The 13,603-nt window shown below is 59.9% G+C and carries 5 protein-coding genes and 2 pseudogenes; all 7 read right to left on the reverse strand.

Features of this window, described 5'->3' with window-relative positions:
* Positions 1–144: 144 nt before the first annotated feature.
* The 7 genes and pseudogenes from ACFQWG_RS04310 to ACFQWG_RS04340 all read right to left on the reverse strand — a co-directional run bounded on the left by ACFQWG_RS04310 (position 145) and on the right by ACFQWG_RS04340 (position 13,238).
* The gene (locus ACFQWG_RS04310) at positions 145–3,840 is read right to left on the reverse strand and encodes a YobI family P-loop NTPase (RefSeq protein WP_380972450.1); all 3,696 of its coding nucleotides are present in this window, start codon (positions 3,838–3,840) and stop codon (positions 145–147) included.
* Complete coding sequence (locus ACFQWG_RS04315; RefSeq protein WP_380972452.1) at positions 3,837–4,574, reverse strand: M48 family metallopeptidase; 738 nt, start codon at positions 4,572–4,574, stop codon at positions 3,837–3,839. Before ACFQWG_RS04315 ends, ACFQWG_RS04310 begins: the two co-directional genes overlap by 4 nt.
* Positions 4,561–7,653: a type I restriction endonuclease subunit R gene (locus tag ACFQWG_RS04320; protein ID WP_380972454.1), complete on the reverse strand. Its 3,093-nt coding sequence runs from the start codon at positions 7,651–7,653 to the stop codon at positions 4,561–4,563. The genes ACFQWG_RS04315 and ACFQWG_RS04320 overlap by 14 nt, the downstream gene beginning before the upstream one ends.
* The gene (locus ACFQWG_RS04325) at positions 7,650–8,837 is read right to left on the reverse strand and encodes a restriction endonuclease subunit S (RefSeq protein WP_380972456.1); all 1,188 of its coding nucleotides are present in this window, start codon (positions 8,835–8,837) and stop codon (positions 7,650–7,652) included. Before ACFQWG_RS04325 ends, ACFQWG_RS04320 begins: the two co-directional genes overlap by 4 nt.
* Positions 8,834–11,281 (reverse strand): N-6 DNA methylase, encoded by a 2,448-nt coding sequence (locus tag ACFQWG_RS04330; RefSeq protein WP_380972458.1) that lies wholly within the window; start codon positions 11,279–11,281, stop codon positions 8,834–8,836. The genes ACFQWG_RS04325 and ACFQWG_RS04330 overlap by 4 nt, the downstream gene beginning before the upstream one ends.
* Positions 11,282–11,713: 432 nt before the next feature.
* Positions 11,714–12,071: pseudogene (locus ACFQWG_RS04335) on the reverse strand (integrase core domain-containing protein); the annotation flags it as partial.
* Positions 12,037–13,238: pseudogene (locus ACFQWG_RS04340) on the reverse strand (IS3 family transposase). The pseudogenes ACFQWG_RS04340 and ACFQWG_RS04335, both read right to left, overlap by 35 nt.
* Positions 13,239–13,603: the final 365 nt, after the last annotated feature.

The following is a 13,603-nucleotide window of genomic DNA, read 5'->3' on the forward strand; positions in this document are numbered from 1 at the left end:
CTGACAGCCTCCTATGCAGCTCGGTTCTTGCCGATCGAGACGTAAAGTGAACGAGTCGGGTAGCTAAGACTGCAAAACACAGTGTGCGTATGTTCCCGGCGTTCGCGACTCTCGTCTCCGCTCTCCCGAAGCGCATCTCTTCCTTCACTTGTGCCTCCTGTTCACCTTTATGGCCGACACGCTCATGTCATACGAGCTGACAGTCCCATGCTGTTTCAAGCTCTCAAGGAGCGCTCGGTCTGCAGGGGTGTTCGCGACGTGTAGGGCGGTGCGTCCCACGGTGGTCAGCTTCGAATAGTCGCCACCTAGAGCCTGCAGGATCGCGAAGAGGTCTGCGCGCGGGAGGGTGTCAAGATGAGGTGTGAGGAGAGGCACTACGTACTGCGCAGAAGCACCGCCGCGCGCCATCTTCTGCACGACAGCAGATGGGATGGTGTGGCCATACTGCACAGCGAGGCGCGCCAGCTCATTCAGCCCTCGTTGTCCAGCGACCTCGGCGTATGCAGCCGATTGCTCGACGACCACCCGCTTAATCGCGTCATCGATCTCATTGTCGGCAAGGAGCACCGCCAGATCCGGCTGCACCAGCTCCGGCGTCATGTAGCTTCCGAACTTTTTTGACTCGAGGATGAACGCCCTGCGCGTTGGCCAATCAGTCGCAGCAAGGTGCTCGTATGACTCGGCAGCATCGGAGATGATGTCGTGCTTGAGCAGCAACGCGAACAGGTCGCCCGTCTCGGCAGCAATCTCCTCAACATCGAGGTAGCTACTCAGCTCCAAGCTCGCAACAAGGTCCGCGCGCAGTGTTGCGGCTGGCAGTTGCTCCCGTGCCGCAAGAATCGTGATCGCCAACGTGGTCTTCTCGTCCTCTTCGGCCGCCGCTACCTCGGTGATCGTGCCTGCTTCAGCCAACAGCGGAGCAAGCTGCGCATCGATCCCAAGAGCGGCAACGTATCGGCTCACATTGTTCAGCGTTGCGGGGAATCGCTGATGCAAAGCCAATGCCGGCCACGCTCCCTCGGAGATGGCACCAAGATCGACGACCTGACATCCTGGCGCAGCACGCTCAACCACGTCGCCCAAACGAGGCGCTCCTTGCTCGAGTAGATCCTCAAGCACAGCGACGAACTGCTTACGCGTGTCGACCGTCGCCGAGGAGCCCTCAACCGCATCCAGATACGCGCCCACATGTTCGATCACGTAGTCATAGACTGTCTTGTCCGCGGCTCGAATGACGTCGAGCGCCACGGTCCCCTCATTGCCAATAGCGAGGGTCAAGTTCTCATGCGTGATGTCGTACAAACTGCGCGAGATGAACGACGGACGGGCGCTTGCCGAGAGCGGCGTCAGGCTAGGCAATATGATGCTCGCCTCGGCGAAGAGCGCTCCAACTTGCTCGGCCCGGGCGGACGTCCCGTCGTTCGTGAGGACGGAAAACTCCGCGTAGTGCGTTCGCAGATAGTCGATGACCCGTGCGTCCGTGCGTTGCGCTGGCGACGCCAGACTCCCCAGTGCAACGTCCACTAGTTCTAGCTGCGAAGCTTCGTCCAGCTCCGCTTGGTTCACGAGGTAGATAAGCGTTCTCGGCGACATCGTCACAAACCGCTGGACGAGTTGTGCGCGTTGCTCACCGGCTGTCAGGTACGCCTGCAGGAACTGCGTCTGGCTCTCTCCCAGGACAACCAGCGAGCGAATCATGATGTCGGCTGCATCAACGTCGGTTACAAGGAGACGGTCGAGGATCGCGATGTTGTAGAGCGCGGGCTCTTTCAGCGCGCTCTTGCCACGCTCCCGGACGACGGCATCGACGTCCTTCGGGCCAAGTTCAAAGTGCGTATCCATCAGGTCTCGCTCGACGTGGTGGATGATGAAGTTCGTCGCTGCAGGACTGACCCGGTCACCGTGGAACGTCGAGGTATACAGCGTGAAGTTGCGGTTGATGTGTCCGGCCCGAACGAGCTGGTAGGCCAAGCCGGGCTTGAGCAGTGCCTTGGCGACGTACTCAAGCGACTGCGCCGTCTCCTTGTAGGTCGCGAGCGTACCTTCGCTCGCAGGCGTGTCGAGTTCCTTGAACATGACAAGAAACTCTGGGCGCTTGATCAGATCTCCCATGTCCGCACCGCGCAGGAACTTGATGTCCTCGAACTTCTCGTTGAGTTGTTCATTCAGCGGATCCCGATCTGCATCGCTCCAGCTGTCAGCATCCAATGGATCACCAAGCGCGCCGACAAGGCTGGATCGCGAGAACGTTAGTACGTTGCCAGACGACATCTGCTGACGGAGTTCTGGGTCACCATCCGCCGCAACGAAAGCGGCCCAGAACTCCACACTTCGGAGATCCGCGTCCGACTTCGCGGAGCCATCAACCGAGGACGTTAAACCGTTCCGACGTCGGCTTCCTAGCACTGCTGCCGAGGCTGCCGTCCGTTCAATGTGCGCTGCCAGCAAGCCCCCAAGGTGAGAGCTGCGCGACTCTGCACCGCTCTTACGCGCAAGCCGCTGACGCAGCGCACGCCGCTCGCCCTCGATCCGCTTGATGTTCTCGGTTACCAGCTCGCGACTGAGCTTGTAGAGCGTGTCCAGATTGCTCTTGCCGAGTCGGATCGCCTCGAAGTCCGTGAGGTGCGTGCTTTTGTAGAGCATCATCGCGAACAGGTCAGTCTCGCTCAGGTCGAGTTGCTCACCGTCGCCTGAGAAGATTCGATCGCGAAAGACGATGAACTCGTTGCGGACGTTCTTCAGCAGCCGCATATCAGGGACGTACTGCGCAGCCAGATCGAGCAGTTCCAGCTCTACCTTGTGCTTGATCTCGCCCAGCAAACGAGTCGCCAGGTTCCGTGCACTGCGGTGTGTGATGAACGGCACCACCGGAATCACGAGATCAAAGAACTTGGTGCGGTTCGCGCGGACCGCCTCGGCTTGCGCCGGATCCTCGATTGCCAGTACGCCTGTCTCGAGCTTGCGGCCTTCCGCCTCCAGCCCGATTCGGTCGAAGATGCTGTCCTTGATCGCGTAGATGAAGCGGATCGGTTGCTCGATCTGAGGCGAGGCGTTGAGCAGTGTATTGAGCGCGCGAAGCGTCTCGAAGATGTGTGAGTCGTTAAAGCGGTCGATGTCCTCGAATATCACGACGTCACGATCCGACACGTCGAAGAAGTAGACGATCTCGTCGAGGTACTGGTCGAAGTACGACACAGAGTTGTCATCGAGGGTGACAGTCGCTGCGCCGGCGGACAGCTGCTTGATGCGGATCTTCCCGTAGAACAACCACCGCACCAGCAATACTGCGGCAGCCGCCACGACCCAAACGATCAGGTGCGTCCAGACTCCGAGGTCGTTCAGCGCCGTGAAGGTCGCGGCAATCTGCGCAGTCCAGCCAGTCAGCAAGAAGATGACGGCAACGGCCAGACCGAGCAGTGCAGCCGTGCCGAACTCTCTCAGCCACCGGAAGCGCTCGATTCGACGAAATCTGGACGCAGGCGTCTTGCTCGGATCCTCCCGGTAAAGCAGCTGCTTGACGATCTCCTGCTGGATACGGTTCGTCGGAGTCGTTGCCTGCAGCGGCACCGACTCGTCTAGCTTGGACGCTTCAATCGGGGCGAGAGTCGACAGCGAAAGCTCGACAACACGCCCATCGAGTCGCCTCCCGAGTTCACGCAGAATGCTGCTCTTGCCAACGCCGTAGTTGCCGGACAACGCGATGTTACGGATCTCATCGTCTTCAAGCGCAGCCTCAAGCGCCAAGACGTAGCCACTGTGCTCAGCCTCGAGATACTCAGGGGTGAGTGGGATGAGGCTCCATGGACTTCCAGCGTCCGAAGGTTGGGCGCCGCGGCTCATGCCGTATCCTCCGCACCCCAGTCCTCGTCAGCAAGCGGAGCCCCGTTCAGCTCATCGCGGCGCGCACGCCAGTCCGGCAGGAACTGATCCATCAGATCGGTGAAGCGCCGGTTGTGGCTGCGTTCGTGCAGATGCGTTAGCTCGTGCACGACGATGTACTCCAGGCAGCGGGGGTTCTTCTTGGCTAACTCCGGATTGATCCAGATCGTGCGAGAGTGGGGCACACAGGTGCCCCACTTGGTCTTCATCCGTCTCACAACGATCTTGTCGGCTTCGACTCCCACGACCGGTTGCCACTTGGCGAGCAGAGGAGGCAAGGCGGCCTTGATCTCTCGGCGGTACCAACGGTCTAGGGCGGCTCGCTTCGCGTCACCGTCCGCATCGGCAGGTGTCACAACCCAGAGCGTCTGCCCCTTGGTCTCCACACGGAAGTTGCCGGAAGTGCGCGAAACGTCGAGCCGATATCGCTGACCCCAGACGTAGTGAGTTTCGCCGGATTGCATCTCGCGCTTGGTTTGGCGATCTGCCTTCTGCAGTTGCTCACGCTGCCGCTTAATCCACGGCAATCTCTGCACGATTGCCAGCCTGATAGTGTCCTCGTCAGTCGTGGCGGGTGCCGCCACACGAACTCGTCCGACGGGCGGATAGACTGAGATGTGCAGGTTCTTGATGTCCTTGTAGACGACATCAATCCCGAGGCCGGCGACGGTGAGGTAGGCGCTAGCGGTACTCATCGTGCTCCTTCAGAAGCTTGACGAGTGCCTCCAACCGTTCCGCGTCGAAGCCGTCCGGCAGTTCGCGGCGAAGCGTGCGAGCCAGGGCACGCTCCTTTATCGGGTTACCTGCCCACCCGTGTTCTTTGTTGTTCTGGATGACGTCGCTCAGGTACTCAAGATCGATGACGACGTCGCTCGGCCAGACGAAGTCGACCAGTGCCCGACGAGCTGGAGTTGATGCCCAAGCAGGGTAGGCAGCATCTGCCTCCTTCTTTCCGACTTGAGCGGTCAGGGAGAGGAGGTCGTTGAGGAAGTCGGCGTAGGCCTCGGCTTCCTCACGACGACGCTCGATGATGGTGTCGAGCAGTGAAGACATCCGGTCGTAGTACTTCGGGTTCAGCGCCCGCTCGTCGACGATGGTCTTACGGACGTTGTTGATGATGGTTTCAGCCACCGCCTCGGGATTCTTGCGGATGCCCTCCGGCAGGGTGTCGATGGCACCGGCACCGCGTTCGACGATCAACTGCACCAAGCCCTGATCCAGAGTTGCTACCGTCTCGGATGGCTCGGCCAGGATGTAGGTATCGAGCAGCGAACGCATGCCTGCCTCGAACTGTTTCATGTCGATGTTCTCGCCAGCGCCACGCTCGACCTCATTGCGGACGGCAACGTAGTGGGCGACCTCGCTCTTGATGGAGGCCGCTTCGGTAGCCGTGTATCCAGCCGACTCCATGTCGTTGGCCAGGGTGCCGTAGGCTCGAACCAGCGAAGCGACCGACTTGTACAGCTCGACACGCTTCGGTTCGTTGAGTTTGATCTGCTCCGCATCGCCCGGCTCGGGCGAGACGAAGTAGTGCTGGTACTCCAGCGTTCCCTTCGGTGGGGCCACGGGTTCGCAGAGGGCGCGAACTCGCTCCAGTGCCTCGTCCAGATCCTGCCGATCCTGCTCGGTGCGATCCTTGAGAAGCCCTTCGATGTCTTCCTTGGCGTAGCCGTCGAGGGCACCCGAGGTGTAGTCCGAGATGGCTTGATCCAGCGACTTGAATAAGTCGCGGTAGTCGATGACGTAGCCGTAGGTCTTGTCGTCACCATCGAGACGGTTGACGCGGCAGATGGCCTGGAACAGGCCGTGATCCCTCATCTTCTTGTCGATGTAGAGGTAGGTGGCGCTCGGGGCGTCGAAGCCGGTCAGAAGCTTGTCGACCACGATCAGCAGCCGCATCTGGCCGGGTTCTTCGATGAAGCGACGCTTGACGTCCTTCTCGAACTCCTCGATTCGCTGTACCGCCTGGTCTGCCGACTCGTGGAAGTAGTCCGCCAGCATCTGGCGGTAGATGTCGTACTTGATCAGCTCTTCATTGTCGCCCGCACCCGCATCCTCTTTCGAGATCGAGGTAGCGGTCGGGACGTAGCTCGACACGATGGCGACCTTGTCCTTGAAGCCCGCCTGGACGAACATCTCGTAGAACTTGCAGGCCTGGTAGACGCTCTCGCTCACCAGCATCGCGTTGCCGCGTCCGGACAGCAGGCGAGGCTCACGCTCGAAGTCCATCAGGATGTCTTGCACGATCATGGCGGCGCGTGATCGAGCCGACACGACCTTTTGCATGGTGCCCCACTTTTTCTTGAGGCGTGCCTTGCTGAGGTCAGTCAGTCCCTTTGTCTTGATGTCGAACCACTTGTCAACCTGCTCCGGGCCGATCAAGGCCTGGTCGATGTTGCGAGCCGTGTAGCGCAGGTCGAGCACCACGCCGTCACGCACAGCTTCATCGAACTTGTAAGTGTGGATGAATGAGCCGAAAGTCTCGATGCTCGTCAACTTGTCTGCCTTGAGCAGCGGCGTGCCGGTGAAGCCGATGAACATCGCGTCTGGCAGCAGGGCAGTCATGGCCTTGTGCAGTTTGCCGCTCTGGGTCCGGTGCGCCTCGTCGACGAAGACGAACAGATTTCCCTTGGCCTTGAAGCCGGCCGGGATGCGGGAGCCCAGCTCCTTGATGAACTCGTCGCTGTCGGTGTCGTCCGTGTCGTCGGCGTGGTCGCCGGAGCGGAACTTGTGGACGAGTGAACAGAGCAGCCACGGTTGGCTCTGGTTGAGTATGCCGACCAGATCGGCTCCCGAAGTCGTACGATAGATCGACTCGTTGACACCGCCGAAGACCTTCTCGATCTGCTCATCGAGTTCGGTGCGGTCGGTAACGATCAGCACGCGGGCATCGGTCTGGTGTTCACGAATCCACTTCGCCAGCCAGACCATCGTCAGGCTCTTGCCTGAGCCCTGCGTGTGCCAGATGATGCCGCCCTCGCGGCTGCGGACTCGCTCTTGAGCCGCCTTGACCCCGAAGAACTGGTTGTGTCGGGCCGTCTTCTTGACACCCGAGTCGAAGACGATGAAATCGTGGATGATCTCCAGGAACCGGTCTTTGGAGCACATCTGAAGCAGAGAACGGTCGAGCGGGTTCGGCTCCTCGCCGGACTCCTTCCACTCGAGCCAGTACTTTTCGGGCGTATCGATCACGCCATAGCGCAAGCCCTCGACGTCATTGCCAGCAAACAGCAACTGGACAGTCGTAAAGAACGGCCGCACAAAGTGCTGCTTCTGGTTGCCGATGTTCTGGCGGATGCCCTCGCTGACACTGACCCACGAACGCTTCAGCTCGATCACGCCCAGCGCAATGCCGTTGACGTAGAGCACGATATCCGGGCGCTTGGTGTGTTCGCCCCTGATGGTGACCTCCTCGGCCACCACGAAATGATTCGCCTGCGGATTCTGCCAGTTTATCGGCCATACCGTCTCGGTGGTCTCGCCGACGTCGCGCTTCACCTTGACGCCGTAGCGAAGCAACTCATAGAACTTACGGTTCGAGTCGTAAAGCTTCTGTCCGTCCGCCAGAGAGGCGGCGGTCAGGAGCTGCGAAACTGTGCGACGGATCAGCTCGTCGTAGCCGCGAGCCCTCAGGTTCTGGACCAGTAAAGCTTCATCGATATTGCGGTTATCAAGGTCCTCGCGGTTACCGCCGTAGTCGTACCCGAGCCGGTCACGGAAGAGAGCCACGACACGGTTCTGCGTCTTACGTTCAAGCTGACCTACCGTGCTCATGCTGCGACCTCCTCGGTGAGACGCGTGCGCCCAGTCAGCAGCTCCTGCATCATGCCCTGCTTGATAGCCCGAGCAGACTCAAGGCGACGCTCCAGGGCGGTGATCTCTTCGTCGGCGTCGCGAAGCACTCGAGAGATGGCCTTCTGTTCATCAACGGTCGCCGGCATCCTAACTTCAATTGGATAGATGTCTCTCGCGTGGATATGCGGTTGGGCCCCACCGGTCTGAGCTTGGTAAATAACGTCCTGCCGAAGTAGGAGGCTGTAGTAGATAAAGTCGAGATCAAACGCCCTCGAGCCGCTAATGGTAGAGCAATCGGATGCAAAGATAGGGCCATCATGTATAGCTACGTACCCGGCCGAGGCACCTGAAGCGCTGATGGTGATCGTTCGTCCAATGCGATTTGGGCGATCTGTATACCCTGCGGGAGTTTTTCCGCCTGCAATTACCGGAACTCTTCCGACCCCTGCCTCAGCACGCGTGAGCATAGAACCACGCTGGATACGTACCACGTCACCAAACGTCGCGGTTTGCCACTGTCGGGAGAAGCCAGGCAACCGCATGCGGCCAGTCAGCAATTCCTGCATCAAGCCTTGCTTGATCTTCCGCTTTTTGGAAATCAAATTCACGAGACCTGCGACAAGCCGATCCCCCGATGAGAGAGCGTCTGCAATATCACGCTGTTCATCCATAGGCGGCAAACGGAGCTTTAGAGACTTCAGACGCGTAAGGTTAAAACCCGGCACTCCCGTCCCGACCGCGCCTCCGAGAATCTCGCGTTGCATTTCTGGGCCTGAGAACAGGTAGTACAAAAACTCCGGAAGAACGATGTTCCGGTCAGGAGTCAACTTCATCTGCTTGTTGGATATGACGTACTCGCGGTACGCCGAAGTTCCGTCTAGCAGCCCAACTTGGTTAATCGTTCCCCAACAGCTGAAGATTAAATCGCCTTGCTTCGCTATGGACCGGGAAAACTCTATAGCTTTCTCTGCATCCAAGAAGACCAGATCCGCATCTCTAAAGCGAATCTCTGGGTCAGTGCTGAGGTTGCTACCTCTCACGATCGGCACGCCAAAAGGCCGAAAGAAGCGCGAGGCAATCGAGGATCCGAACGGCCCCGTGGCCATTGCGTTTTTTGATCGCGCTGCAATGTCTGCAACAGTGACGATTGGCCAGCTGGTCATACCGAAACCCCCATCGCGGCAAGGTGCCCCTCAACCTTCGCGCTCAACGCCTCGATCTCGGCTTCGAGTTGCCCGACCGTGGTTTCGTATCGTTCGGCGAGCACACGCAAGCGCGCAGTGAACTTCTGCACCGCTGTCACCAGTTCGCTCTCGATGCCCGCCTCGATTGTGGCGCCCCACTTGTCGTCAATGACGAGCTCCTTGATGTCGTCGGTGGTGAGCTTTCCGTATTGAGCCAGCACCTGCTCCTCGAGATGGGTTTTCGCTTCCTTGACCGCTTTCTTCGCAACACTTTCTGCCGCGAACAGACTCATGATGTGATTCAGCGCTTCAGCCTCGTCGGGGTCGACCCCCTCGGCCTTCGCGGCACGGAGCCGCTTCTTGACCGTGGTCGCGGTGATCTTGTCGTCCTCGACAGCCTCCCAGAGCAGCCCCTCCTCGACAGCGTGCTCCTCCGTGTACTCCTCGATCGCCTGCGTCGCTGCTTCGAGTTCGATGGCCAATTGGTCAAGTTGAGCTTGCTCATCGGCGAAGAACCGCCCGATGATGTAGGTCGGCGGAATAAGGTCCATGACCCAGCGCTTGGCCTTGGCTCCGGTGCCGAAGGTGAGATGAGCGTCTTCGTACTTGGTCTTGTTGTTCTTGTCTTTCCAGGTGCGGGCAGCACGAGGCTTGGCCGCGGCATCCCAGCCTTCGCCGACGATCAGGGCGACATCGTCGTGCATTGAGGAGTTCCAGTAACTCATCAGCTGCTCGTAGATGGCGTACTCGTCGAGTAACCGATGCGGGCGGAAGCTCTCCAGGAGCGACTCGCCAAGATCAGATGACAGGTCGTTCGGCCGGGTCGATCCCTCGATCCCTTCAAGTGCCGCGCGATTCGCTTGCCACCACGACTTGACGAGATCCGTTGTTTCAGAACTGATCACTACGTACTGGCTGAAGCCGAGCACTGTCGACTCGATGTCAGCCTTGCTGATCTTCAGCTCCGAGTATCCATCGCGCAGAGGCGAGAACAACTCCTCGCGCAGGCCAGGGAAAGCGTCCCAGTAGAGCTGCAGGTCATCGAGGTCTCGGTTCGTGATGCCGCCCTGCAGGTGGGCTCGTAGATCCTGGATGTCTTCCGGCTCAGACGAATCGATATAGCGGGGAATGTTGAGGTTGTAGTCGTTCTTCGTGTCCTCGATTTCGCTGTTCGGTACGAAGCGAGAGAAGCCGTCGATGTCGGCCTGGTGAGTGAAGGCATCGATGATCTTTCGCATATCGCGCGGGCGGAGGCGATTCTTCGGGCCATCCTTCTCGAACCCTTTGGATGCGTCGATCATGAAGATGCCCGCGCGGTTGGCGGCGTCCTTCTTGTCGAGAACCAGGATGCAGGCCGGGATACCGGTGCCATAGAAGAGGTTCGCCGGCAGCCCGATGATGGCCTTGATGTAGCCGCGCCTGATCAGCTCTTTGCGGATCTGCGCCTCAGAATTTCCACGGAAAAGCACACCGTGCGGCATGATGACCGCGCCACGTCCGGTCGACTTGAGCGACTTGACCATGTGGAGCAGGAACGCATAGTCACCATTCTTGTCCGGTGGTGTCGCGAAGCCGTCGAAGCGACCATAGTCCTTCTCAAAACCATTCTTCCACGTCTTGTGCGAGAACGGCGGGTTAGCGACCAGATAGTCGAAGGTGGCAAGCTTGTCACCTTCGCGGAACTTCGGATCGGCCAGCGTGTTGCCCTGCACAATTTCGTGGGTCTCATTGCCGTGAAGGATCATGTTCATACGGGCCAGAGCCCAAGTGGCGTTATCGTTCTCCTGTCCGTAGATGGTCAGGCCGTTCGGTGCCGCATCGGCTACCTTGATGAGCAGCGAGCCCGAGCCGCAGGTCGGGTCGTAAACGGTCGTCGATTTCGGTGTGCCAGCCGGGATCTGCAGCAGTTGAGCCATCACGCGAGAAACCTCGGCAGGCGTGTAGAACTGCCCCTTGCTCTTGCCTGACTGCGTGGCGAAGTGCCGCATCAGGTACTCGTAGGCGTCCCCGAGCAGGTCATCGCCCTCGGCCCGCGAACCAGTGAAGTCGATGTCTTGGAAGATACCAATCAGGTTCGAGACGCGGTCCTGGAGATCCTTACCAGACCCAAGTTTGGTCGGGTCATCGAAGTCGGCGTTGTTGATGACGCCTTGCAGGCTGTTTGCCTCCGCCAGTTTGCGGATGGCGACGTTAACCTTCTCACCAACGTCCGGCTTGCCCTTGAGCGTGATCAAGTAGTCGAAGGAGCCATCCTCGGGCACCTCGATCAGGGCGTAGGGGTCAGCCTTAGCTTTGTCCGAGACGTACTTCACGAAGAGCAACGTCAGGACGTAGTCCTTGTACTGGCTGGCGTCCATCGAGCCGCGAAGCTCGTCAGCACTGCTCCAGAGGGAGCTGTACAGGTCTGACTTCTTGAGGGCCACTACCACCTCACCGTCCTCGATGGCACGTCGTGTGCCGGGTGCGTTGGCTCTCTGTGTCGCTTCATCGGGTTGTTCTCCTCCGCGCCGAGGGCGCGTCTTAAGTTGTGCTCGTAGTACCGTGTCCTACGGTACCGGCGGCCTCCGACACTGCTAGGGTGCCGCGCCGCTCGGGCGGGTATGGCTGTCGCAGGCGGGAGCCGGACGGCTCGACCGGGACGCTGCGATCTACCTTCCATTCTCTCATAATCCGCAATTTGCAGGAATAGGAATACCAGCGACTCGACGATTAAAAGCCTGGCTAGTGTCCCGCGCCGTAAATTCGCAGGATAAGTACACTGTTGTGTGTGGCGAAGACAGGACGGCCGAAGGCGGAACTGGTGCTGACCGACGACGAGCTGAGGTTGCCCAGGTGTTTCGGACGGTTGGGTTTGTTCAGGCTGCCGCGGCTTGGAGGGCTGCGGCGTCTTGTTGGGCTTCGAACTCGACGGGTGTCTGGTAGCCGATCGAGGAGTTCAACCGCTTCACATTGGGGGTACCTCCCGCGTGCGGGAGAGAATCCGTAGATCCATTCCTCGGCCCCGCGGATCGCCTCCGCCGTCGTGTGCCACTCGTGGCGGTCGTAGAACTCGGCTTTCAGGATCGACCACTGGGACTCGATCATCGCATTATCCCAACACACACCGGCCCTGCCCATTGACTGGTCGAGTTTCAATTCCTCGCAACACTGAATGCTGCTTGTACTGCTGGTTGGTAGGTTATCGCGTATTCGAGTGGGTGAGCTTGCCGAGGGCTCTTTGCCGTCGGCGCCTGTTGTAGGTGCCGTTGATCCAGCGGACGAGCGCGAGGCGCAGTTCCTGCCTGGTGACCCATTTCTTGCGGTCGAGGACGTTGGTGTGAACCAGGTTGAAGAAGGACTCCATGGCGGCGTTGTCCGCGCAGGTGCCGACCGCTCCCATCGACTGCACCAGCCCGTGAGCGGCGAGAACTCGACGGAACTTTCGTGCTCGGAACTGACTGCCCCGGTCGCTATGGACAACCAGACCGGGCTGCGGGGCTCGCCGGTTGATCGCGTCTTCGAGGGCCTGGACGGCCAGTCTGGCTTTCATCCTGGAGTCGATGGAGTAGCCCACGATCCGGTTGGAGACGCCCTCCGCAAGAATCGTTGCGCAGGGGCCCTGTCCTTGACCGCACACAGGTAGATCTTGCCCTCAATTGGTCCAATGCTCAGTAATATCGGTCAACCAGAGCTGGTTCGCCTCGTCAGCGGTGAAATCACGCCGGACTTTGTCGGTGGCGGTCGGTGGCCCCCACGATCCCTTTCGCTTGCCTTTGCCGGCGATGACCGAGCGGATCCCGTTGGCACTGCAGACTCGCCAGATCCGCCGCTCCGAGGCGCGGTAGCCGTCGTGTTCGAGTTCGTCGGCGATCAGCCGGTACCCGAACTCCGGATCATCCGCATGCACATCAAACGCAGCGTTAGCTAAGTGAGCGTCATCCCAGTCCCTCTGGCAGACACCCGCGGACAGCCACTGGTAGTAGCCCTGCTTCGTGATGCCCAGCACCCGGCACTCCACCGCGACCGGCACCCGCAAGCGGGCACCAGCCTCAGCCAGCTCGTGGACGAGCGGGTCCATCATTTTGGGAGACGCAGATTCGCCTGCGATAGATACGCTGCCGCGCGACGCAGTACCTCGTTTTCCATCTCCAACTCACGGATCCGTTTCAACGCCTGCGCAGACGCTTTCATCGTTTCCGCATCCCCTGACGTCGGCAGACCCACAGCGGCAGAACGGGCCTTGCGGATCCAGGCCTGAAGAGCAGACTTCGAGATCCCCAAATCCTCGCACACCTGCTTCTGAGCGATCCCCGACTCCACCAGACCCACCGCATCGGCCTTGAACTCATCACTGAACCTTCCAGGCCAGATCAACACCCTCCCGCACGGCCCGAAAGCCATGCAATCTCAGAGTCAACCAAACCTGCAGCAGACCCCACCGATCTCGCCGCCGATGGCAAGCTCCCCAGCAACAAGCTCCGCGAACGCCTCGAAGCCGTCACCCTGCAGAAGGGCGCCGTAGCCGAGAAACTCGCACGCACCGGCGCCCGCATCCAGCGCGGCGTCGACCGCGTCTACGCCTCAGTCGACCTGCTTGAGAAGCCGCGTAAACTGCCTGCCCGACAGCACCCGACGCAACCTTCTCGGCGCGTTCTTCAAGAAGCTCAACGTCCTCGTTACCGAGGACGGCCTTCGCCTCACGAGCGAGCGCACGGAGATCAACGAAGTCTTCCACGAGTGGCAGACACACCACCGTCTCGCCAGCA

Origin of the sequence: Schaalia naturae, assembly GCF_042665795.1 — a bacterium.
In the GTDB taxonomy this organism is placed as follows: domain Bacteria; phylum Actinomycetota; class Actinomycetes; order Actinomycetales; family Actinomycetaceae; genus Pauljensenia; species Pauljensenia naturae.

What these genes read in the sequence shown, in the direction of transcription:
- ACFQWG_RS04315 (WP_380972452.1), bottom strand. Translation starts at nt 4,574, where the DNA reads ATGAGTACCGCTAGCGCCTACCTCACCGTCGCCGGCCTCGGGATTGAT.
- ACFQWG_RS04325 (WP_380972456.1), bottom strand. Translation starts at nt 8,837, where the DNA reads ATGACCAGCTGGCCAATCGTCACTGTTGCAGACATTGCAGCGCGATCA.
- ACFQWG_RS04310 (WP_380972450.1), bottom strand. Translation starts at nt 3,840, where the DNA reads ATGAGCCGCGGCGCCCAACCTTCGGACGCTGGAAGTCCATGGAGCCTC.
- ACFQWG_RS04320 (WP_380972454.1), bottom strand. Translation starts at nt 7,653, where the DNA reads ATGAGCACGGTAGGTCAGCTTGAACGTAAGACGCAGAACCGTGTCGTG.